The following is a 20,268-nucleotide window of genomic DNA, read 5'->3' as shown; positions in this document are numbered from 1 at the left end:
GCCGGACACCGAGGTGTGGCCCAGCCGGAAGCCGAGATGCCCCTCAACCGGGAGCACAGATGCGGCCCAGCGGGGAAAGCCGCGCGCGAGCGGGGGCAGGCCGCGGCCCAGCGGGGGAAGCCGCGCCCCAGCGGGGGCAGGCACGCCCCAGCGGGGATGCCTGGCCGGGGAACGGGGGCGGCGCGCCTTGACGAAGAACCCCGGGTTCCCCCGGCCGGGAACCGGCTCCTACCACTCGTTCCAATGCGTAAGTCGCTCAGCCGGAAGGCGTTTGGCGGGGCGGAAGTCGGTGCCCTTGGTGTAGGCGATGGGGAACAGGCCGCCCTGGCTGAACTTGTCGTAGGGGATGCCGAGGAGGTCGGCGGCCTGTTTCTCGCCGTCGCCGACGAGGTGCAGGGTGGTCCAGGCGGAGCCGAGGCCGCGGGAGCGCAGGGCCAGCATGAAGCTCCAGACGGCGGGGAGGAGCGAACCCCAGAAGCCGGCGCTGGAGGCGCCCGGTTTGGTGTCCGCCCGGCCGGCGAGGCAGGGGATCAGCAGGACCGGGACCTCGTGCAGGTGGTCGTTGAGGTAGCGGGCCGATTCGGTGACCAGCGGCTGCCGCTGGTCGCGCTCGTCACCGTAGGCGGGCTTCGGCGCGTCGAGGTAGGGCGTGGCGTTGGTCCGGTAGATGTCGGCCAGCGCCTTCTTCCGCTCGGCGTCCTCCACGAAGACCCATTGCCAGCCTTGGGCATTCGAGCCCGTCGGCGCCTGCAACGCCAATTCCAGACACTCCAGCAGCACCTCGCGCGGCACCGGCCGCTCGAGGTCGAGCCGCTTCCGCACCGAACGCGTAGTGGACAACACCTCGTCGACCGACAGATCCAGTACGTTTCCGACTGTCATTCCGTACCCCTCTCAGGCAGCCGCCCTCGGCGAACTCCCACGATTCCGAAACCGCAAACGCTTCGGACAACATCGAACGGACGCGGAATATTCGGCCCGCGAGCCCCGCCGAACCCGCGAGCCGCCGTCACTTCCCCTCGCTGGCGGGCTCCGCCCTACTGGCTGGATCTGCGCGCCTACGACCCGGTCGCCACCGCGACCACACTGGACACACCCATCCTGATCCTGCAAGGCGGCCGCGACTACCAGGTCACCGTCGCCGACGACCTCCCGGCCTGGCGAGCAGGGCTGGCCGGACGCCCCGACGTCACAATCCGCGTCCACGACCGCGACGACCACCTGTTCTTCCCCGGCAACGGCCCGTCCACCCCCGCCGACTACGAGAAACCGGCTCACGTCGACGCGGCGGTGATCGACGACATCGCCGACTGGCTCGCCCCTCCGCGCGAACGCGGCCCGATCGCGCGGAGGTGGCGACTCGTCCGACGCTCGGCCTGATATCCGCTCCCGGACACCCCTCCGGATGGACGCGACCACCACGCATAACCGACGATGGCTGACATGTCGCTTACGTCCGAAACCGATCTGTTCGAGAGCTTCCGGGGTCGCCTGTCGGCGATCGCCTACCGCTTGCTGGGTTCGGCGAGCGACGCCGAGGACGCGGTGCAGGAGACGTATCTGCGCTGGCAGGCCGCCGACAGGGACGCCGTCGAGACACCCGAGGCGTGGCTGACCAAGGTGCTCACCAACCTGTGCCTCAACCAGCTCACCTCGGCCCGCGCGCGCCGGGAAACCTATGTGGGACAATGGCTTCCGGAGCCCGTGCTGGCCGGGTCGCCGATGCTGGGCCCGGCCGACACCGTCGAACAGCGGGAGTCGGTATCGATCGCGATGCTTACGCTCATGGAGCGGCTCACCGCCAAGGAGCGCGTCGTGTACGTGCTGCGCGCGGCGTTCGGCTACGCGCATCACGAGATCGCCGAGTTGCTCGACATCAGCGAGGCCAACTGCCAGCAGATCCATCGGCGCGCCAAACAGCATCTGGCCGGGGCCCGGGCGCGGATCGAGGTGGACGAGGCCGCCGCCCGCCGGATCGTCGAGGAGTTCCTGGCCGCGGCGGTCAGCGGGCGGACCGACGAGCTGGTGCGGTTGCTCACCGACGACGCCAGCATCATCGGCGACGGCGGCGCCTTCTACCCCACCCTGAACCGGCCGCTCGTCGGCGCCGAGCGCGTCGCGACCTTCGTGCGGCTCGCCGTCAAACCGTCGGATACCAAGCGGGACACGTTCGGTCGCGCGCTCACCCCCTTCGCCGCCATCGTCAACGGCAGGCCCGCGCTGGTCGTGACGGCCGCCGATCGCGTCGTCGGCATCGTGGTGCTGGAGGTGACCGCCGACGGCATCGCCGCGGTCCACGCGCACGCCAACCCCGACAAACTGGCGTACGCCAACCGGCAATGGACCACCCACGAGCCGGGAGACCCCCTGCCCACATTGTGGTGACGCAGGTCACAGTCTCCCGCTGTCAGTATTCGTGCGGCCGCTCGGTTCAGGTATCGAACCCTCCCCGAGACAGGAGCACACCATGAAGCACCGCATCGTCGTCCTCGGAGCCGGGTACGCCGGAGCCACCGCCGCCGGCCGCCTGGCCAAGCGACTGCACCGCGACGACGTCGAGATCACCCTGGTCAACGGCGATCCCGACTTCGTCGAGCGGGTGCGCCTGCACCAGCTCGCCACCGGACAGGACCTGCCGGTGCGGCCGTTGCGAAAGATGTTCGCGGGCACCGGCGTTCGGGTGCGCATCGCCCGCGTCGACGCCGTCGACGCCGACCGCGGGACCGTTCACCTGCTCGACGAGCACGGCGCGGAAACCCTCGCCTACGACACGCTCGTCTACGCCCTGGGCAGCACCGTCGCCGACTTCGGCGTGCCCGGCGTCGTCGAACACGCCCATCACGTCGCGAGCAAGCAGGCGGCGCTGCGGCTGCGGGACCGACTGAACGAAATGCCTTCGGGCGCAAACGTAGTGGTCGTGGGCGGCGGCCTCACCAGTATCGAGATCGCCACCGAGATCGCCGAGGCGCGCCCGGATCTGCGGGTCGCCGTCGCCGCGCGCGGCGGCGTCGGGGACTGGCTGGACGAGAAGGCGCGCCGCCATCTGCGCGACGCGTTCGAGCGCCTCGGCATCACCGTCCACGAGCACACCGACATCGTCCGGGTCACCGACACGAGCGTCATCACCCGTTCGGGAACGGAGATCCCGGCCGAAACCACCGTCTGGACAGCGGGTTTCGCGGTCCATCCGATCGCGGCCGCCAGCACGCTCACCGTCTCCGACACCGGCCGGATCGTGGTCGACGCCACCCAGCGTTCGATCTCGCACCCGAACGTCTACGCCCTGGGCGACGCCGCGCACGCCATCGGAATCGGCGGCAAGCCCCTGCGCATGGGCTGCGCCACCGCCACCCCCATGGCCTGGCTCGGCGCCGACGCCCTCGCCGCCCGCCTCACCGGACGCCCCGTCCCCGACGCCCCCATCGGCTACAACAGCCAATGCATCAGCCTCGGCCGCCGAGACGCCATCGTGCAGAAGGTGACCAAGGAGGACGAACCGACCCCCAAGGTGGACGTCGGCCGCAAAGCGGCTCGCATCAAGGAACTCATCTGCACAGGCGCGGCGTGGTCCGTCCGGCACCCGACGTTCCTGATCCCGAGTCGGCGGCGTCGGGTCGTCGAAACCGGTGCGAGCGTTGCGGTTACGACGGTTTGACGCGAGAGCCCGCCCCCGCCGAATCCGGCTGGGGCGGGCCTTGCACCAGCAGGCGACGCATCTCCCGGTCCGGATACGGAGTGCGCCGACTCTCCTGCTGAAACGCCCGCGTGAACGCGCCCATCGCCGCGGCGACGGGCGCGTGCCGGAGGAGAACCGAGGCGCCCCCGGCGGGCAGGCCCTCCGGCGACTCACCCGCGGCGAAGGCGCGCACCATCGTCTCCCGGTCCTCCCCCCGAAGCCCGTACAGCGCGGTGATGAGCCAGTTCACCAGGTAACTGACGGCGAAACCGCGGTCGTAACTCTGGTTCCGGTCGAAGAACGCGGCCTCCTCAGCCGTGAGATCGAACCCCCGAAAGAGCGCGAGACCATAGTCACCGAAGTACAGCCGCCGACCATCGGTGAGGATGTTTCCGAAGTGCGCGTCGAGATGCAGCAGCCCTCGGCTGTTCATGAACCCGACCCCGGCGGCCAGCTCCCGCTCCACCATGAGGCAGGCCCGATCGGCGGCCTCGTCACCCGCCTCGAACTGGCCGTTCAGCCAGTCGTGCAATGTGTTCGGAATGTACCCCAGAAACAGCGCGATACTCGCCGAGGAATCCCGGAGCGCCTCGATCCGGCGACGCACCCGCGGGCTGTCGTCCCAATAGGCGACCGCGCGATCGATATCGGCGAGTTCCTCCGGCAACGGCGTCGTATCCGGAAGCACGCGCCAGTGGTACAGCAGCGGAAACCCCTCGTATTCGGCCGCGAGCACCCAGTTCGTCGTCATGATGTGCACAGCGAGTTCGCGCCAGGCCCCGAACCCCGGCGACCCGATGAGGCCGACGCCGTAATGGCTGAACAACGGCATCTCGAACAGATTCGCCGTGGACCGCCCGTGCTCCGCCCGCCGTTCCAGATCGGTGAGGGGAATCCGCTTCACGAACACCGGAATCCCCGCGACCTCGACCAGCGCCGCCTTCCCGCCGATACCGACCCCGATCGGCGCGGCCGCGTCCACGAGCGCACGCAAGGCGTGATCGCTGTGCAGCGCGAGCGACGTCGAGACGGTGCTGTAGGCGGGCAGGCGCGCATCGGGTGATGAAACCGGCACTGCTGCAAGAGATTCCGTCGCGGATTCCATGTCGGCACCGACCTCGATTCAGCCATGCCCACACGGTCTGCGGGGGCCTCGGAGTGTGCGGGAGGCAGGTCCGCACTACGGCCGACGCGATCGGTCCCCCGATCGGGACTCTACGTCACGCCTTCGACGTCATCGAGCGTTTCCGTCCCCTCAACCGCCCCACCGCAGTTCGGCGGCGGCTACGCCGACCGCACCACCCGGCACGCCGACGGCCTCATCCCCAGGGTCGCGGCGGGCTCGACCGCCACAGCAGGCCGATCGCCGGTGACACGATTTCCCGCTCTCCGACCGATGAACTTCGATCGTCACGTCCGTCCCTACCTCTGAACACACGGAAGATCCACAGGAAGGCACTGGGATGCGCGGCAACCGAATTCACACCACCGAGCAGGTGACCCGATGAGCGCCAAGGTCCTGATCGCGGGCGCGAGTATCGCGGGTCCCGCGCTGGCGCACTGGCTGCACCGCTTCGGAGCCGAGGTGACGATCGTCGAGCGCGCTCCCGAACTGCGGCCCGGTGGCCAGGCCGTCGACGCGCGCGGGATCACCAAGGAGGTCATTCAGCGGATGGGTTTGGACGAGGCGGTTCGCGCCGCCCGCACCCTCACCGCGGGGGCGCATACGGTCGACGCCGAGGGCAATGTCCTGCAAACCTTCAGTGCCGAGGACGACGGCGGCGACGGATACATCGCGGAAATCGAGATCCTGCGCGGCGACCTCGCCCGCGTGCTCTACGACGCCACCCGCGACCACGTCGAATACCGCTTCGACGACCGCATCACCGAGCTCACCCAGGACGCGGACGGCGTCGACGTGACCCTCGCGAGCGGCGAGCGGCGGCGCTTCGACCTGGTGATCGGCGCGGATGGCCTGCATTCCGCGCTGCGCGCGATGGTCTTCGGCCCGCGCGAGGAGTACCTGCGTCACCTCGGGCTGGTGCTCGCCTTCTACAGCGTGCCCAACGAATTCGGCCTGGATCGCTGGCTGCTCGACTATCAGGAGTCCGGCCGCTCGGTCGCCCTGCGGCCCATCCAGGACGCCACCCGGGCGATGGCCATGTTCACCTTCCCCGCGGTCGAGTTCGACGTCGACTATCGCGACATCGAGGGCCAGAAGCGCCTGCTGCGCGAGCGGATGGCCGACCTCGGCTGGCTGACCCCGAAAATCCTTGCGCACCTGGACGATACGCCGGACTTCTATCTCGACCAGGTCGCGCAGGTTGTGATGGACCGCTGGTCCGAGGGCCGGGTCGCCCTGCTCGGGGACGCGGCCTACAGCGCGTCGCCGATGTCCGGGCAGGGTACGGGATTGGCATTGGTCGGCGCCTACGTCCTGGCCGGGGAACTGGCCGCGGCCGGATGGGACCCGCACGCCGGGTTCGCCGCGTACGAGACACGGATGCGCTCGTTCGTCGAGGCCAATCAGGAGATCGGTCGCCTGCACGTCCAGAGCCTCGAGGGCGCCGAGCCGACCGCGGACTTCGAGAGCAAGTGGTTCCGCGACCTGATCGACCGCGCGCTCAACGGCGTCGAGCTGATCGACTACGTCGGCGCGCCGGGCGTACGGGGCTGACGCGCGACCCGGAACGAAAACCGGACACAACCCTCCCCCGAAGCGCACAATGGCCCTGACAACAGGCAGACGGAGGCGATATGAGCCGTAGCGAGACCGGTGAGTTCGAGGGCCGGGGCGGTCGGATCTTCTGGCAGTCGTGGGTGCCGGAGGGGGACGTCAAGGGCGTCATCGCGTTGGTGCACGGCGTGGCCGAGCATTCGGGGCGCTATGTCCATGTCGGGGAACGGCTGGCCGACGCGGGGTACGCGGTCTACGCGCTGGATCACGTGGGGCACGGGCGGTCGGTCGGCGACAAGGCCAACATCGATTCCATCGACGGCGCCGCCGACAATGTGACCGCGCTGCTCGACCTCGCGGCGGGCAAGCATCCGGGCGTGCCGCGCTTCGTGGTCGCGCACAGCATGGGCAGCCTGGTCACGCTGCATCTCGCGACGCGCGCGCCGCTGGACGTGGCCGGGATCGCGCTGTCGGCGCCCCCGTTGGTCGTGGACTCCAATCCGGTGCAACGGGTCGTCGCGCCGCTGGTGAGCCGGATCGCGCCGAATCTCGGTGCGGTGCGGGTGGATTCGACGTGGATCAGCCGCGATCCGGAGGTGGTCCGGGCCTACGACGAGGATCCGCTGGTCTATCGCGGACGGCTGCCCGCCCGGACCGCCGCCGAGATCCTGGAGACCGGCGACGCGGTCGGCAAGCGGCTGGACCGGCTCACCGTGCCCACCCTGGCCATGCACGGCACCGCCGACCGGATCGCGAATCCGGTCAGCACCGATCTCATCGAACGGAACGCCGCCGCAAGCGATCTCACCGTGCGCCGCTACCCGGGCCTCTACCACGAGCTGTTCAACGAACCCGAACGCGGCACCGTGCTCGACGATCTGGTCGCCTGGCTCGACGAACATTGCCTCGCCACGCCCCGATCGTTCAACTGATGGCAACCGGGCGCTGCTAGCGTGCGCGCGTGTCCGCACGTCTGGTGGTGAGTATCCACGATGTCGCTCCGGCCAGCGAGGCCGAGACCGCGCGCTGGTGCGCCGACGCCGACGCGTTCGGAATCCCGGTGTCGCTGCTGGTGATACCCGGTCCGTGGCGCGGGGCCCGGCTGTCCGAGGCGCCCGATTACGGGATGTTCCTACGCGAGCGCCGCGCCCACGGCGACGAGATCATGTTGCACGGCTGGGACCATCGCGCCCCCGCCGACGGTTCGCTGTTACGCCGTGCCGTGGCCGCGCTGGTGGCGCGGGGCGCGGCCGAATTCGCCGCGCTCGACTACGCCGCGGCCGACGCCCGGCTGCGCCCGGCGATCGCGGTGATGGACCGGATGGGTTTGGCCACAACGGGTTTCACGCCGCCGGGGTGGCTGGCCTCGCCCGCCGCGCTGCGGCTGCTGTGCCGGGCCGGGTTCTCGCACACCACCGATCATTTCGGGGTGCTCGATCTGCGCACCGGCCGTCGCCATCGCGGATTCGCGCTGTCCCAGCGTCCCGGCGGTTTCGGTGAACAGACCGCGGCCTGGCTGATGCGCACGCTGGCCCGCCGCACCGCGCTGCGCCGCGGCTTCGTCCGCATCGCGCTGCATCCCGACGATCTGCGCCGACCCGGGCTGCGCGACGCGGCGCTGCGCGCGATCGACGCCGCCCTCACCGCGGGTGCCCGCCCCATGACCTACGCGGAGGTGATCGGGTGCGCGGGCACGCGAGTCGTCGCACCGCGCGAGGTGATCGGCTGATGCGCATCGTGCAGCTCGCCAACTTCTACACCCCCGCCTCCGGTGGGCTGCGCACCTGCGTCGACGAGATCGGCCGCGGCTACGTCGCCGCCGGGCACGATCGGGTGCTGGTGGTGCCCGGCCTCGCCGACGCGGACGAGCGCACCGCGGCCGGGCGTCGAATCACGCTGCGGGGGCCGCGTTTCGGCAGCGCGGGCTATCACGTGCTCACCGCCCGGCGCACCCGAATGCTGCTCGAGGAGCTGCGGCCCGACGTGCTCGAGTGCAGCGACAAGCTCAGCGTCCGCTGGCTCGCGCCCTGGGCCCGCCGCGCCGGAGTGCCGTTGGTGTTGTTCTCCCACGAACGCATCGATGCCATCCTGCGCTCCCGGGTCCCACCCGGCTTCCCGCTGGCCACCGCCGCCGACCTGGCCAACCGCCGCCTGTCGGCCCGCGCCCACCGCATCATCGTCACCTCGGGTTTCGCCCGCGACGAGTTCACCCGCATCGGTGCCCGCAACGTCCACCGAATCCCCTTGGGCGTGGACCTGGAAACCTTCCGCCCCCTCGACCCACAGTTGGCTACGGGAACCGACACCACCCGTCCCCCGTACGCCATGCGTGAGAGGTGGCGCGACGCGGGACCGGACACCCGGCGCGACAAGCGCCGCGACACGGACACCGACCGGCCGCCCTACGGCCCGCGCGACACGCGACGCGAAGCCGGATCGGACCCCGACCGATCGCCCAACGCGGCGCGCAGGAAGCGAGGCGAAGGGGGAACGGACCCCGACCACTCGCCGTACGACACGCGCGACACGGGAACGGACCTCGACCGCCCGCTCTACGGGCGCGTCAAGCGGAAGGACGCGGGAACCAACGGCCGACCGTCCCGCTTCGCGCTCGGCCGGGGTGCGAGTGACTCCCGCGACGCGGAAAGGGCTCACCCCCTACGGGTCTCGCACGGCCTCGGTACGGGAGACGCAGCGTCCGGGGGCGCGGTGCTCCGGCTCGTGGACACCCAACACGATTTCGCCCTGTCCCGCATCGAAACTCGCGGCGTGGTGGGTCTGGTCCTGGTCAGCCGCCTCTCCCGGGAGAAGCGACCGGGCCGGGCGATCGAGGCACTACGGCTGCTGCGCGAGGCGGGCATCGATGCCGAGCTGACCGTGATCGGCGACGGCCCGCTGCGAGATCGCCTGCGGGAGCAGGCATCCGGGCTGCCGGTGACCTTCATGGGCCACGTCTCCGAACGCGGCACCGTCGCCCGCATGGTCGCCGCGGCCGACATCGCCGTCTGCCCGTCCCCCGCCGAGACCTTCGGTCTGGCCGTGCTCGAGGCCCTGGCCTGCGGCACCCCGGTCGTGGTCCCCCGCGCGGGCGCGGCCCGGGAACTACTGGGCGCCCCCGGTTCCGGCGTCGAATGCGACGGCACCGCAACAGGTCTCGCCGCAGGAGTCACCACCCTACTCGCCATCCCCGAATACGCCCGCCGCACCGCCGCCCGCCGCACCGCCGAACGCTTCCCCTGGTCCGCCACAGTGGCCGAATTACTCTCCCTCTACGCCATCTTCGAACCAGCCGCCCGCTCAGCCTGACCCACCCCCGCACCGCAACCTGACCTGCACCTGCACCAACCTGACCCGCGCCCGCACCACCAACCTGACGCACACCCCGCAGACACCTACGCCGCCAACCTGATCCACGCCCGCGCCAACCGAACCCCGCCCGCACCGCCACCCTGACCTACACCGGTGCCGACCCAATCCGCACCCGCGCCGTCAACCTGGCCCACACCGGTGCGGCCTAATCCGCGCCCGCACCGCCAACCTGATCCACGCCCGCGCGGCCTAATCCGCGCCCGCACCCGCCAATCTGGCCCACACCCGCGCGGACCGAACCCGCGCTCCCGCCACCAACCTGATCCATGCCCGAATTGACCTGGCCCGCGCTCACACCCGCGCCGACCTCCACCGGCACCAGCGTCACCGGTAACTCCCGCTCGTCGTGCAGGGTGGGCGAATTCGCCAGCAGCGCGATGCCGCCGATGATGAGCGCGCCCGCCGCCGCCAAGGGCAGCGGGTAGATGTGCGCCGGAGTGTCGAACAGTGTCAGACCGGCGACATAGCTCAGGATCGGATCGGTGATGGTCATGGTGGTGAGGGCGGTGGGCAGCGAACCGCGGGCGAACGCCTCCTGGGTGAGGACCGCCCCGACCGTGGTCGAGATCGGCACCCCGACCAGCGCCCAGCTCGGATTCGGTAGTGCCGCAGCGGAAATCGAGACCAGCACCGCGGTCGAGGAGACACAGCAGCCGGAGGCGACCGCGAGCAGGGCCGAGCGGGACTGCGGGGAGCGGATGGTCTGGGCCACGGCCACCAGCGACAGCACCGCCACCGGGATGGCGATAGCCGCGATGGGGAGGCGGTCGGTCAGTACCGGACCGTGCGGAACCCCGTGCGCGATCAGTACCACCAGCCCGCAGCAGACCGCGACCGTGCCCGCCCAGTCCCGCCGCAACAAGCGCCGCCGACGCCGCCCGGCCGCCAGCGGCAGCGCGAACAACAACTGCACCACCAACAGCGCCTGCACCATCGACAGGGCCGCGTACCGTAAAGCGGCCGCGTGCAACAGGAATCCGGTCGCGCTCGCGCCCTGCCCGAGCAGCCAGCGCCGATTCGTCAGCAACACCCGCGCGATGCCGATCACCGCGATCGCGCGCCCGTCCCGGGGGTCCGCCAGCGCCGCCCGCCGGGCACTGTTCTGCTGAAACGCCGCCGCCACCGCGAACAGCAGCGCGGACAGCAAGGCGAGCGCGCCCCCGACCACCTCGCCGTCGACCCAACCCATCATGGGTCCATCCTGCGCAGCCCCGGTGAACCACGGTTTTCGATCACATGGACGGTGGTCATCGCCTCATGCCCCAGGTCATCACGCACGCATCGACCGCGCGGCGAATGCGGCGCTCACGCACCCACGTACGCGGCGAGATGCTCTCCCGTGAGCGTCGACCGCGCGGCCACCAGATCCGCCGGTGTCCCCTCGAACACGATCCGCCCGCCGTCGTGCCCCGCGCCGGGACCGAGGTCGATGATCCAGTCCGCGTGCGCCATGACCGCCTGGTGATGCTCGATCACGATGACCGACTTGCCCGAATCCACGAGCCGGTCCAGCAGCCCGAGCAGCTGTTCGACGTCGGCGAGGTGCAGACCGGTGGTCGGCTCGTCGAGCACGTACACCCCGCCCTTGTCGCCCATGTGCGTGGCCAGCTTCAGCCGCTGCCGCTCGCCGCCGGACAGCGTGGTCAGCGGCTGCCCGAGGGTGAGATAGCCGAGCCCGACGTCGGCGAGGCGGTCGAGGATCTTCTGCGCGGCCGGGGTGCGGGCCTCGCCCTCGGCGAAGAACGTCCGCGCCTCGCCCACCGGCATCGCGAGCACCTCGCTGATATCGCGCCCGCCGAGGTGGTATTCGAGCACCGACGCCTGGAACCGCTTGCCCTCGCACTCCTCGCACGTCGTCGCGACCCCGGCCATGACGGCCAGATCGGTGTAGATCACGCCCGCGCCGTTGCAATTCGGGCACGCGCCTTCGGAATTCGGGCTGAACAGCGCGGGCTTGACGCCGTTGGCCTTGGCGAACGCCTTGCGGATCGGCTCGAACAACCCGGTGTAGGTGGCGGGATTGCTGCGCCGCGACCCGCGGATCGGCGTCTGGTCCACCGACACCACCCCCTCGGCATCGCCGAGCGACCCGTGGATGAGCGAACTCTTGCCCGACCCCGCGACACCGGTGACCACGCACAGCACCCCCAGCGGGACGTCGACGTCCACGTTCTGCAGGTTGTTGTCCGAGGCCCCGCGAATCTCCAACGCGCCGTGGGACTTTCGCACCGACGTCTTCAGCGCCGCCCGGTCGTCGATATGCCGACCGGTGACGGTGTCGCTGGCGCGCAACTGCTCGAAGCCGCCCTCGAAACACACGCTGCCGCCCGCGGTGCCCGCGCCCGGCCCCAGGTCCACGACATGATCGGCGATCGCGATGACCTCCGGCTTGTGCTCGACCACCAGCACGGTATTGCCCTTGTCGCGCAGGCGCAGCAGCAGGTCGTTCATGCGCTGGATGTCGTGCGGATGCAGGCCCGCGGTGGGCTCGTCGAACACGTAGGTGACGTCGGTGAGCGACGAGCCGAGATGACGAATCATCTTGACGCGCTGCGCCTCACCGCCCGACAGCGTGCCCGCCGGGCGCGCCAGCGACAGATAGCCCAGCCCGATCTCGACGAACGAGTCGAGGGTGTGCCGCAGCGAGGCCAGCAGCGGCGCGACCGACGGTTCGCGCAGCTTGCCCACCCATTCGGCCAGATCGCTGATCTGCATATCGCACGCGTCGGCGATGCTGACGCCCGCGATCTTCGACGAGCGCGCGAGCTCGCTCAGCCGGGTGCCGTCGCAGTCGGGGCAGATCTGGAAGGTGACCGCCCGTTCGACGAACGCGCGGATGTGCGGCTGCAGGGCGTCGATGTCCTTGGACAGCATGGACTTTCGGATGCGCGGGATCAGGCCCTCGTAGGTGAGGTTGATGCCCTCGACCTTGATCTTGGTCGGTTCCTTGTACAGCAGGTCGTTGAGCTCGCGCTTGGTGAACTTGCGGATCGGCTTGTCCGGGTCGAAGAAGCCGCAGCCGCTGAAGATCCGGCCGTACCAGCCGTCCATGCTGTAGCCCGGGATGGTGAGCGCGCCCTCGTTGAGCGATTTGCTGTCGTCGTAGAGCTGGGTGAGGTCGATGTCGTTGACCGAACCGCGGCCCTCGCAGCGCGGGCACATGCCGCCGGTGATGCTGAAGCTGCGACGTTCCTTGACGGCCTGACCGTTGCGTTCGACGGTGACCGCGCCCGCGCCGCTGATCGAGGCGACGTTGAACGAGAACGCCTTCGGCGAGCCGATGTGCGGGGTGCCGAGGCGGCTGAACAGGATGCGCAGCATGGCGTTCGCGTCGGTGGCGGTGCCGACCGTGGAGCGCGGGTCGGCGCCCATCCGCTGCTGATCGACGATGATCGCGGTGGTCAGGCCCTCGAGCACGTCGACCTCGGGCCGCGCGAGGGTCGGCATGAAGCCCTGCACGAACGCGCTGTAGGTCTCGTTGATCAGCCGCTGGGATTCGGCGGCGATGGTGTCGAACACGAGTGAGCTCTTGCCCGAACCGGATACGCCGGTGAAGACGGTCAGGCGGCGCTTGGGGATCTCGATGCTGACGTCTTTGAGGTTGTTCTCCCGCGCGCCGAGGACGCGAATCAGGTCGTGGCTGTCCGCGACATGGGTGTCCGGCTCGGTCATGCTCATCTCTCAGTTCAGTTCCTGCATGCGGACCATATTTCCCGCGGGGTCGCGGAAGGCGCAGTCGCGCACGCCGTAGGGCTGGTCGGTCGGTTCCTGGACCACCTCGGCGTCCCCGGCCTGCACCCGCTCGAAGGTGGCGTCGATGTCCTTGGTTGCCAGCAGGATGCTCCCGAAGGTGCCCTTGGCCATCATCTCGGTGATCGTGCGGCGTTCGTCGTCGGTGAGTCCCGGATTGGCCTCCGGCGGGTACAGCACGACGTTGGTGTCGGGCTGTGCGGGCGGGCCGAGGGTCAGCCAGCGCATGCCGTTGTAGCCGACGTCCTTGCGGAGTTCGAAGCCGAGCGTGTCGCGGTAGAAGGCCAGGGCGGCCTCGGCGTCGTTGTGCGGGAGGAAGCTCGCGTTGATGGTGATGTCCATGGCGTTCAACCTAATTGCGTTCCGGTAGCCGACGCTTCTCGATTCCTGACCGGTCTGGTGACCTGTTTGGCCACGCACGAGGGCATCCCCTCGGTCTCCCCCGCCGCCTCCCGCCGATACACGCTCGGCGGCACCCCCACCAATTCGGTGAACCGCGTACTGAACGTCCCCAACGACGAACACCCCACCGCGAAACACACCTCGGTCACACTCAGATCCCCCCGCCGCAACAACGCCATCGCCCGCTCGATCCGCCGCGTCATCAGATACGAATACGGCGACTCCCCATACGCCGCCCGAAACTGCCGACTCAAATGCCCCGCCGACATGTGCGCGTCCCGAGCCAACGCCTCCACATCCAGCGGCTGCGCATACTCCCGATCGATCCGATCCCGAACCCGCCGCAGCCGCGCCAAATCCCGCAACCGCTGCCGCTCCCCATCCGGACCACTACCCATAACCGCATCCTGCCAGCCACACCCCGGAAAGCCCAGCTACCCCACCCCTCGCTCCGCTCGGGGCGGGGACATGAGAGCGTGCCGCTCCGTTCCTACGCAAACCACACCGCCCCGAGCGCTCGTCCCTGTTCCCGGGCGCCTCTCCCCTGTCCCCGGGCGCTCCTCCCCTGTCCCCGGGCGCCTCTCCCCTGTCCCCGGGCGCCTCTCCCCTGTCCCCGGGCGCCTCTCCCCTACCCCGGGCGCCCCTCCCCCTGTCCCCGAGCGAAGCGAGGGGTTACTCCAACCGGTCGGCCTGGGCGTTGAGGTAGCGCTGTTGGGGGAGGCTGCGGGCCTTTTGGGCGGCGGTGCGGTAGGTGGTGCGGGCTTGGGGGAAGTTGCCCAGCATTTCCAAGAGGTGGGCTCGGGTGGCGTCTACTCGGTGGTCGTCGGGGAGGCGGGGGGAGATCTGGTCGAGGAGGCGGAGGGCCGGCTCGGGGCCGTGGGACATGGCGACGGACGCGGCGTGGTTGAGGGCTACGACCGGGTTGTCGGAGAAGGTGAGGAGGCGTTCGTAGAGGGCGGTGATCTGGGGCCAGTCGGTGCTGGCGTAGTCGGGGGCCTCGTCGTGGAGGGCGGCGATGGCGGCCTGGAGTTGGTAGGGGCCGAGGGGGCCGCGCGGGAGGGTGGCGGTGATCAGGGCGATGCCCTCGGCGATATCCTTTGTGCGCCAACGACTTCGGTCTTGGTCGTGCATGGGGATGAGATCGCCGGTGGGTGTGGTGCGGGCGGGGCGGCGGGCGTCGGTGAGGAGCATGAGCGCCAGCAGGCCCGCGGTCTCGGCGTCCTCGGGCAGCAGGCGATGCAGCAACCTGGTGAGACGGATTGCGGCCGTGGACAATTCGGCCCGATGCAGCTCCGCGCCGGAGGTGGCGGCGTAGCCCTCGGTGAAGATCAGATAGAGCACGTGCCGCACCGCGGCCAGCCGGGCGGCCCGCTCCTCCGGCGCGGGGACGGCGAAGGGAATGCCGCTGTCGCGAATCGTGGCCTTGGCCCGGCTGATCCGCCGGGTCATGGTCGCCTCCGAGGTCAGGAACGCCCGCGCGACCTCCGCGGTCGTGAGCCCCCCGACCGCCCGCAGCGTCAGCGCGATCTGCGCGGTCGGCGACAGCGCCGGATGGCAGCACAGAAACAGCAGGATCACCGTATCGTCCCCGTCCGGCGGCCGATCGGCGGGCGCCGCGAGCCGATCGCGCGGCAACGCCCAGTGCGCGACGACCTCCTCCCGCTGCCGCCGGGCCTGCTCGTTGCGCAACAGATCGGTCAGCCGCCGCGCGGCGACGGTGATCAACCAGTTCCGCGGCTCGTCCGGCACCCCCTGCGCAGGCCACCGTGTCGCGGCCGCGAGCAGCGCCTCCTGCACCGCGTCCTCGGCCGTATCGAAATGCCCGTACCTCCGTACCAGCGCGCCGAGGACCCGCGGCGCGAGGTCGCGCAGCAGGTCCTCGAGCTCACCGCGCCCGGTCACATCTCGTCCGCGGACTCCGCGATCGGCCGGATGTCGGCATAGGCGTTGGCGTACACCGCGTCCGGAGCCGGACAGTTCTGCAACCGCCCCGCGATCTCGACGGCCCGATCGAAGCTCGCGCACTCCACGATCCAATACCCGGCCAGTACCTCCTCGGTCTCGGCATAGGGCCCGTCGGTCACGAACGCCTGCCCGTCCCGATTGCCGACCCGCCGCGTGTGCACCGGCGCGGCCAGCCCCCGCGTCTCCACGAGTTCGCCGGACTCCTCCAACTCCTTGTTGAACGCCGTCATGAACTCCGCCAACCGCGCGAAATCCTCGGGCGTCCAGGGCGATTCGCCCGCCCCGCCCATCCCGTCGTAGTCCCGCTGCGAACCGTAACTCAGGATCATGTACTTCACGTCCACTCCTCTCGCCCGGCGCCCCGTCGGCGCCGTTCACGGATACGTCGAAGCAACGACCGCTTTCCGGACAACCCTGATCGGACGCTATTCCCGCGCACCGAACACGCGCAACCCCGCCAGCACCACCCGCAGCCCGTCGTCGAATCCGGCATCGGTGTCCGGATCGAACAGATCCCCCAGCGCCGCCGCCGTCAGCGGAAACCGCTCGGGGTCGACCACCTCCCCCATCCGCCGATACGGATTGTCCGCGTCGTACGCCAGCCCCGACCGCGCCTGCTCCTCGATGGTGAAGCCGACCGTGTAGTGCAACACCGCCGGAAATCCGCGCGCCGCGTCCCGCAGCGAGAACCCGGCGTCGCACAACGTCCGCAACGTCAGCTCCACGGTCCGGAACACCACCGGATCGCTCGCCGCCGTCCCCGCGAACACCCGCGCCCCGTCCCGATACCGCAACAGCGTGCGCCGCAGCCGCCGCGCCCACCCCGCCGCCCACTCCTGCCAGCTCTCCCCCCGCCGGGGCGCCTCGATATCCGCGACGGTGTCGACGTACATGATCGTGGCCATCGCGTCGAGCAGCTCCTGCTTGTTCTTGACGTGCCAATACAGCGCGGGCGCTTGCACATTCAGCCGCGCGGCCAACTGCCGCATGGTCAGCCCGTCCAGACCCACCTCGTTGAGCAACTCCAACGCGGTGCGCGCGATGAGGTCCACGGTGAGCTTGACGGGCGGGGCGTTCTTCGACTTCGGCACGCTTGACAGCTTAACAGCGTTCAATGCATCCTTAACAGCGTTCTATTTAACGTTGTTAAGGAGGTGGTCGCCATGGCGACCGTGCTCATCGCCGGTGCGGGTCCGACGGGTCTCCTGCTGGCCTGCGAATTGCGAACGGCCGGAATCGAAGTCGTGCTCGTGGACCGACAGGAGCGGCGCTCCGGCGAGTCCCGCGCGGGCGGCCTGCACCCGCGCACCCTGGAGGTGCTCGATCAGCGCGGCCTGCTCGACCGCTTCCTGGCAGCGGGGCAGATCCGGCAGATCGGCCACTTCTCCGGTCTCGCACTGGATTTCGCCGAGCTGCCGACCCGGTATCCGTATTCGCTGGTCCTGCTGCAACACCGGGTGGAGCGGCTGCTCGAGGAGCGCGCGGCCGAACTCGGCACGCGGGTGCGCTGGTCGACGGAGGTGACCGGCATCGAGCAACACCCCGGCGACGTCACCGTGACGCTACGCGGCCCGGACGGAATCCACAGCCGCACAGTCGATCACATCGTCGGCTGCGACGGCGGCCGCAGCGCGGTCCGCAAGCTGGCGGGCATCGGCTTCCCCGGCACCGACGCCACCCTGACCTGCATCCTCGGCGATGTCGAACTCGCCTGTCCCCCAGCCGAATCCCTCTTCCAGGAGCGCCGCGAGCACGGCAATTTCTCCGTCATCGGCTTCGAACCGGGCTGGTATCGGCTCATCACGACCGAATACGACCGGCCGATGGACCGCGACGCGCCCGTCGGCGTCGAGGATCTGCGCCGGGCCATGATCCGCATCGCCGGAACGGATTTCGGCCTGCACCGCCCGCGCTGGGTCTCCCGCTTCGGCGACGCGGCCCGCCAGGCCGACCGCTATCGCGCGGGCCGCGTGCTGCTCGCGGGCGACGCCGCGCACATCCACTTCCCGGCGGGCGGCCAGGGCCTGAACCTCGGCGCGCAGGACGCGGTGAACCTCGGCTGGAAACTCGCCGCCGTCGCCACCGGCCGCGCCCCCGAGGCCCTGCTCGACACCTATCACGACGAACGCCACCCGGTCGCCGCCCGCGTCCTGCACAACACCCGCGCCCAGTCCGCGCTCGGCCGCCCGGACACCCACACCGACGCGCTGCGCGAAACCCTCACCGACCTGCTGACTCTCACCGACGTCAATGCCCGCCTCGCGGGCATGATCGCCGCCCTCGACATCCGCTACGACCTCGGCGACACCCACCCCCTGCTCGGCCGCCGCGTCCCCGACCTCGATCTGAGCACCGCCGCGGGCGCCACCCGCCTGTTCACCCTGCTGCACTCCGCCCGCCCGCTGCTGCTCGACCTCGGCCACCCCGCCGATCTCACCGCGGCCGCCCGCGGCTGGCACGACCGCGTCGACATCGTCTCCGCCCGCTACGACGGCGACCGCCCGACCCTCCCCGGCACCGGCCCGATCGACCTCCCGCCCGCGATCCTCGTCCGCCCCGACGGCCATGTCGCCTGGGCCGACACCACCGACCTCACCGCGGCCCTCACCACCTGGTTCGGCCCCGCCGACCCTCAGGCTCCCAGCGCCCCCGCCAACGCCCCGATGCAACTGTCCCGCAACTGATCTCGGCTCAAAGTCCCGCGCTCGAGCCACTCCAGCGACAGCGTGTGCACGAACCGCAACCAGGCCATCAGAACGCTCCCCACCGCCTCCCGCCCCGGCCCGTCCAGCCCGGTGGTGTCGAGATCGACCAGGGCCACCAGGGCGTCGGCCGCGGCCTGGTAGATGGCCGCGAAAAGCGCTCTCTTGGTGGGGGTCATCCACCTGCTCATGCTGATCTTCTTCGCCGGTGGCCTGGTCCGCCTGCTGACCGTGGCCTACGTCGGCACCCTGCCGCTGGTCGTCTCGCCCCCGCTGTGGCGGCTCACCGGCCGCCCGGCACCGCGCCTCAGACCTGTTTGCGGTGCGGCACGAACTCGAGGGTGAGCAGGGCCGCCGCCGTGAACACCAACTCCCGCCAGCGGATCAGCACGAACCGCTGATCGCCGAAGGAGTTGAACTTGCGCAGGAACCGATACAGCGACTCCAGCCGGATCATCGGATCGAGCGTGCGGGCCAGCACGTACAGGCCCTGCCGGGTGCGCGAGCGGTCCTTCTCGGCGTACAGCTCGGGAAACGCCGCGAACGCCAACGAGATTCGCTCCACACCCTTGTCGCGGCCGTAGTCGACCAGATCCACGATCATGCGCTCGTCCAGCCCGTTGGGGGCGTCCTTGCGCCGCCACGGCACGTCCAGGCTCAGCTCGGCCCCGTGATTGGACGACCCGTAACGCTGGAAACCCACCACCCGACCCTCGGCGTCGCGGGCCAGCACCACGAGCATCCCCGGATTACGGCCGTCCAGAAGATGATCCAGGATCATCGAGAACCCGCGGGTCTGCCGCCCCGAACCCCACTCGTCGACGATGTCGAACAGCGTGTCGCGCAACGCCGGTTCCAGCTCGCGCTCGTAGCGGATCTCGGTGCTGACCCCGAAGTTGCGGGTGCGGCTCACCGCCTGGCGCAGATTGCGGAACTTGCGCCCGACCATATCGAACTCGCCGACCTGGACCACCACGTCGCGCCCGATCGGAATGGCGTGCAGCCCATGATGATCGGTGGCACGCGTGCGCCACAGCTCGCTCAGCTCGGGGCTCGCGCCGAGGATCGCGATGCGCCACCCCTGTTTGCCCGCGAACTCGGAGAACTCCCGGATCAGCCCCGCGAACTCGGCCCGATCGCCCACCGGATCGCCCGCGACGACCGCGATGCCGAACCGGGTGCGGTAGCCGATGGCCGCGGTCGCGGCGGCGTTGAAGAAGTAGGACTTGGCCGAGTGCAGCGCGAACGGCGCCAGCGGATCGGCCACCGTGCGGTCGACCAGGGCCGCGATCCGGCACCGCTGATCGGGCTGCGGGCGCGAACCCTGCGGCAGCATGAGCACGAAACCGGTGGAGGCCAGGCACACGAATCCGACGACGTGATGGTCGCCGCGATAGGCGATATTGGAGACCCCGAGCACGATGACGGCACTGGTGAAGTGCGGCAACGTGATCGGCCGCCGCAGATGCAGCCCGCGCGCGACGCCCAGCCCGGAGATCGACACCGCCACGAACCAGCCGCGGTTCACCCCGTCCTGCGCGGCCCGGTCGGCGGCGTACAGCAGCACCACGCCCACGAGCAACAACACCGTGATCAACGGCACCCGCACCGCACGCGTCGGCGTGAGCGCCGCGTCCCTGTAGGTGCGGTAACCCGTCAGGGCAGAGTTGGTGTCCGCCATGGTCGTCCTCCCGATGGTCCTACCAACGACACACTATGCGGAACGC

19 protein-coding genes are annotated in these 20,268 nt (G+C 70.1%); 8 read left to right on the top strand and 11 right to left on the bottom strand.

Annotated features, from left to right (window positions below):
* Positions 1-228 precede the first annotated feature (228 nt).
* Entirely contained in the window at positions 229-882 is a 654-nt protein-coding gene (locus tag ACFYTQ_RS16560; RefSeq protein ID WP_387361478.1) for a nitroreductase family protein, read from the bottom strand.
* A gap of 561 nt (positions 883-1,443) precedes the next feature.
* On the opposite strand from ACFYTQ_RS16560, the gene sigJ reads away from it, so the two are divergent.
* Both sigJ and ACFYTQ_RS16550 read left to right on the top strand, forming a co-directional pair.
* A complete protein-coding gene (sigJ, locus tag ACFYTQ_RS16555; RefSeq protein WP_387361476.1) occupies positions 1,444-2,385 on the top strand; it encodes an RNA polymerase sigma factor SigJ in 942 nt (313 codons plus the stop codon).
* Positions 2,386-2,467: 82 nt separating this feature from the next.
* On the top strand, positions 2,468-3,655 hold the full coding sequence (locus ACFYTQ_RS16550) for an NAD(P)/FAD-dependent oxidoreductase (RefSeq protein WP_387361474.1): 1,188 nt from the start codon (positions 2,468-2,470) through the stop codon (positions 3,653-3,655).
* Here ACFYTQ_RS16550 and ACFYTQ_RS16545 read toward each other — a convergent pair.
* The gene (locus tag ACFYTQ_RS16545; RefSeq protein ID WP_387361472.1) at positions 3,642-4,751 is read right to left on the bottom strand and encodes a protein kinase family protein; all 1,110 of its coding nucleotides are present in this window, start codon (positions 4,749-4,751) and stop codon (positions 3,642-3,644) included. The genes ACFYTQ_RS16550 and ACFYTQ_RS16545 overlap by 14 nt on opposite strands.
* Positions 4,752-5,180: 429 nt before the next feature.
* On the opposite strand from ACFYTQ_RS16545, the gene ACFYTQ_RS16540 reads away from it, so the two are divergent.
* The 4 genes from ACFYTQ_RS16540 to ACFYTQ_RS16525 all read left to right on the top strand — a co-directional run bounded on the left by ACFYTQ_RS16540 (position 5,181) and on the right by ACFYTQ_RS16525 (position 9,659).
* Positions 5,181-6,353: an FAD-dependent monooxygenase gene (locus ACFYTQ_RS16540; RefSeq protein ID WP_387361470.1), complete on the top strand. Its 1,173-nt coding sequence runs from the start codon at positions 5,181-5,183 to the stop codon at positions 6,351-6,353.
* Between the two features lie 80 nt (positions 6,354-6,433).
* Complete coding sequence (locus ACFYTQ_RS16535) at positions 6,434-7,285, top strand: alpha/beta hydrolase (protein ID WP_387361468.1); 852 nt, start codon at positions 6,434-6,436, stop codon at positions 7,283-7,285.
* A gap of 29 nt (positions 7,286-7,314) precedes the next feature.
* A complete protein-coding gene (locus tag ACFYTQ_RS16530) occupies positions 7,315-8,082 on the top strand; it encodes a DUF2334 domain-containing protein (RefSeq protein ID WP_387361466.1) in 768 nt (255 codons plus the stop codon).
* Entirely contained in the window at positions 8,082-9,659 is a 1,578-nt protein-coding gene (locus ACFYTQ_RS16525; protein ID WP_387361464.1) for a glycosyltransferase, read from the top strand. The genes ACFYTQ_RS16530 and ACFYTQ_RS16525 overlap by 1 nt, the downstream gene beginning before the upstream one ends.
* 208 nt (positions 9,660-9,867) lie before the next feature.
* Here ACFYTQ_RS16525 and ACFYTQ_RS16520 read toward each other — a convergent pair whose 3' ends face one another.
* The 7 genes from ACFYTQ_RS16520 to ACFYTQ_RS16490 all read right to left on the bottom strand — a co-directional run bounded on the left by ACFYTQ_RS16520 (position 9,868) and on the right by ACFYTQ_RS16490 (position 16,930).
* Complete coding sequence (locus ACFYTQ_RS16520; protein ID WP_387361462.1) at positions 9,868-10,914, bottom strand: DMT family transporter; 1,047 nt, start codon at positions 10,912-10,914, stop codon at positions 9,868-9,870.
* A 113-nt stretch (positions 10,915-11,027) separates the two neighbouring features.
* Positions 11,028-13,394, bottom strand: coding sequence for an ATP-binding cassette domain-containing protein (locus ACFYTQ_RS16515; protein ID WP_387361460.1), 2,367 nt, complete (start codon positions 13,392-13,394; stop codon positions 11,028-11,030).
* Positions 13,395-13,403: 9 nt separating this feature from the next.
* Positions 13,404-13,814: a VOC family protein gene (locus tag ACFYTQ_RS16510; RefSeq protein WP_387361458.1), complete on the bottom strand. Its 411-nt coding sequence runs from the start codon at positions 13,812-13,814 to the stop codon at positions 13,404-13,406.
* Positions 13,815-13,819: 5 nt separating this feature from the next.
* Positions 13,820-14,272 (bottom strand): helix-turn-helix transcriptional regulator, encoded by a 453-nt coding sequence (locus ACFYTQ_RS16505; protein WP_387361456.1) that lies wholly within the window; start codon positions 14,270-14,272, stop codon positions 13,820-13,822.
* A gap of 274 nt (positions 14,273-14,546) precedes the next feature.
* Entirely contained in the window at positions 14,547-15,776 is a 1,230-nt protein-coding gene (locus ACFYTQ_RS16500; RefSeq protein WP_387361454.1) for an RNA polymerase sigma factor, read from the bottom strand.
* Positions 15,773-16,168 carry a YciI family protein gene (locus ACFYTQ_RS16495; protein ID WP_387362272.1) on the bottom strand — a complete coding sequence of 132 codons (396 nt, stop codon included), beginning with the start codon at positions 16,166-16,168 and terminating at the stop codon, positions 15,773-15,775. The genes ACFYTQ_RS16500 and ACFYTQ_RS16495 overlap by 4 nt, the downstream gene beginning before the upstream one ends.
* A gap of 96 nt (positions 16,169-16,264) precedes the next feature.
* Positions 16,265-16,930 (bottom strand): TetR/AcrR family transcriptional regulator C-terminal domain-containing protein, encoded by a 666-nt coding sequence (locus tag ACFYTQ_RS16490; RefSeq protein WP_387361452.1) that lies wholly within the window; start codon positions 16,928-16,930, stop codon positions 16,265-16,267.
* Positions 16,931-17,002: 72 nt separating this feature from the next.
* Here ACFYTQ_RS16490 and ACFYTQ_RS16485 point away from each other — a divergent pair, with 72 nt between their 5' ends.
* A complete protein-coding gene (locus ACFYTQ_RS16485; RefSeq protein ID WP_387361450.1) occupies positions 17,003-18,523 on the top strand; it encodes an FAD-dependent monooxygenase in 1,521 nt (506 codons plus the stop codon).
* On the opposite strand, the gene ACFYTQ_RS16480 is transcribed toward ACFYTQ_RS16485, so the two are convergent.
* Entirely contained in the window at positions 18,472-18,732 is a 261-nt protein-coding gene (locus ACFYTQ_RS16480) for a hypothetical protein (RefSeq protein WP_387361448.1), read from the bottom strand. The two genes, ACFYTQ_RS16485 and ACFYTQ_RS16480, sit on opposite strands and share 52 nt — an antisense overlap.
* On the opposite strand from ACFYTQ_RS16480, the gene ACFYTQ_RS16475 reads away from it, so the two are divergent.
* On the top strand, positions 18,731-18,886 hold the full coding sequence (locus ACFYTQ_RS16475) for a hypothetical protein (RefSeq protein ID WP_387361446.1): 156 nt from the start codon (positions 18,731-18,733) through the stop codon (positions 18,884-18,886). The genes ACFYTQ_RS16480 and ACFYTQ_RS16475 overlap by 2 nt on opposite strands.
* Here the strand turns inward: ACFYTQ_RS16475 and ACFYTQ_RS16470 are convergent.
* Positions 18,849-20,222 carry a bifunctional lysylphosphatidylglycerol flippase/synthetase MprF gene (locus ACFYTQ_RS16470; RefSeq protein ID WP_387361444.1) on the bottom strand — a complete coding sequence of 458 codons (1,374 nt, stop codon included), beginning with the start codon at positions 20,220-20,222 and terminating at the stop codon, positions 18,849-18,851. The two genes, ACFYTQ_RS16475 and ACFYTQ_RS16470, sit on opposite strands and share 38 nt — an antisense overlap.
* Between the last annotated feature and the right edge of the window lie 46 nt (positions 20,223-20,268).

It is taken from the genome of Nocardia sp. NPDC004068 (assembly GCF_042874315.1).
In the GTDB taxonomy this organism is placed as follows: Bacteria; Actinomycetota; Actinomycetes; order Mycobacteriales; family Mycobacteriaceae; genus Nocardia.
The sequence above is the reverse complement of the archived record's forward strand: the minus strand, read 5'-3'. Positions and strand labels throughout refer to the sequence as shown.

Excerpts from the sequence above, each read along its gene's own strand:
- ACFYTQ_RS16560 (WP_387361478.1), bottom strand. The coding sequence starts at position 882 with ATGACAGTCGGAAACGTACTGGATCTGTCGGTCGACGAGGTGTTGTCC.
- sigJ (WP_387361476.1), top strand. The coding sequence starts at position 1,444 with ATGTCGCTTACGTCCGAAACCGATCTGTTCGAGAGCTTCCGGGGTCGC.
- ACFYTQ_RS16550 (WP_387361474.1), top strand. The coding sequence starts at position 2,468 with ATGAAGCACCGCATCGTCGTCCTCGGAGCCGGGTACGCCGGAGCCACC.
- ACFYTQ_RS16540 (WP_387361470.1), top strand. The coding sequence starts at position 5,181 with ATGAGCGCCAAGGTCCTGATCGCGGGCGCGAGTATCGCGGGTCCCGCG.
- ACFYTQ_RS16535 (WP_387361468.1), top strand. The coding sequence starts at position 6,434 with ATGAGCCGTAGCGAGACCGGTGAGTTCGAGGGCCGGGGCGGTCGGATC.
- ACFYTQ_RS16525 (WP_387361464.1), top strand. The coding sequence starts at position 8,082 with ATGCGCATCGTGCAGCTCGCCAACTTCTACACCCCCGCCTCCGGTGGG.
- ACFYTQ_RS16520 (WP_387361462.1), bottom strand. The coding sequence starts at position 10,914 with ATGATGGGTTGGGTCGACGGCGAGGTGGTCGGGGGCGCGCTCGCCTTG.
- ACFYTQ_RS16515 (WP_387361460.1), bottom strand. The coding sequence starts at position 13,394 with ATGACCGAGCCGGACACCCATGTCGCGGACAGCCACGACCTGATTCGC.
- ACFYTQ_RS16510 (WP_387361458.1), bottom strand. The coding sequence starts at position 13,814 with ATGGACATCACCATCAACGCGAGCTTCCTCCCGCACAACGACGCCGAG.
- ACFYTQ_RS16505 (WP_387361456.1), bottom strand. The coding sequence starts at position 14,272 with ATGGGTAGTGGTCCGGATGGGGAGCGGCAGCGGTTGCGGGATTTGGCG.
- ACFYTQ_RS16495 (WP_387362272.1), bottom strand. The coding sequence starts at position 16,168 with ATGATCCTGAGTTACGGTTCGCAGCGGGACTACGACGGGATGGGCGGG.
- ACFYTQ_RS16485 (WP_387361450.1), top strand. The coding sequence starts at position 17,003 with ATGGCGACCGTGCTCATCGCCGGTGCGGGTCCGACGGGTCTCCTGCTG.
- ACFYTQ_RS16475 (WP_387361446.1), top strand. The coding sequence starts at position 18,731 with ATGCTGATCTTCTTCGCCGGTGGCCTGGTCCGCCTGCTGACCGTGGCC.
- ACFYTQ_RS16480 (WP_387361448.1), bottom strand. The coding sequence starts at position 18,732 with ATGAGCAGGTGGATGACCCCCACCAAGAGAGCGCTTTTCGCGGCCATC.
- ACFYTQ_RS16470 (WP_387361444.1), bottom strand. The coding sequence starts at position 20,222 with ATGGCGGACACCAACTCTGCCCTGACGGGTTACCGCACCTACAGGGAC.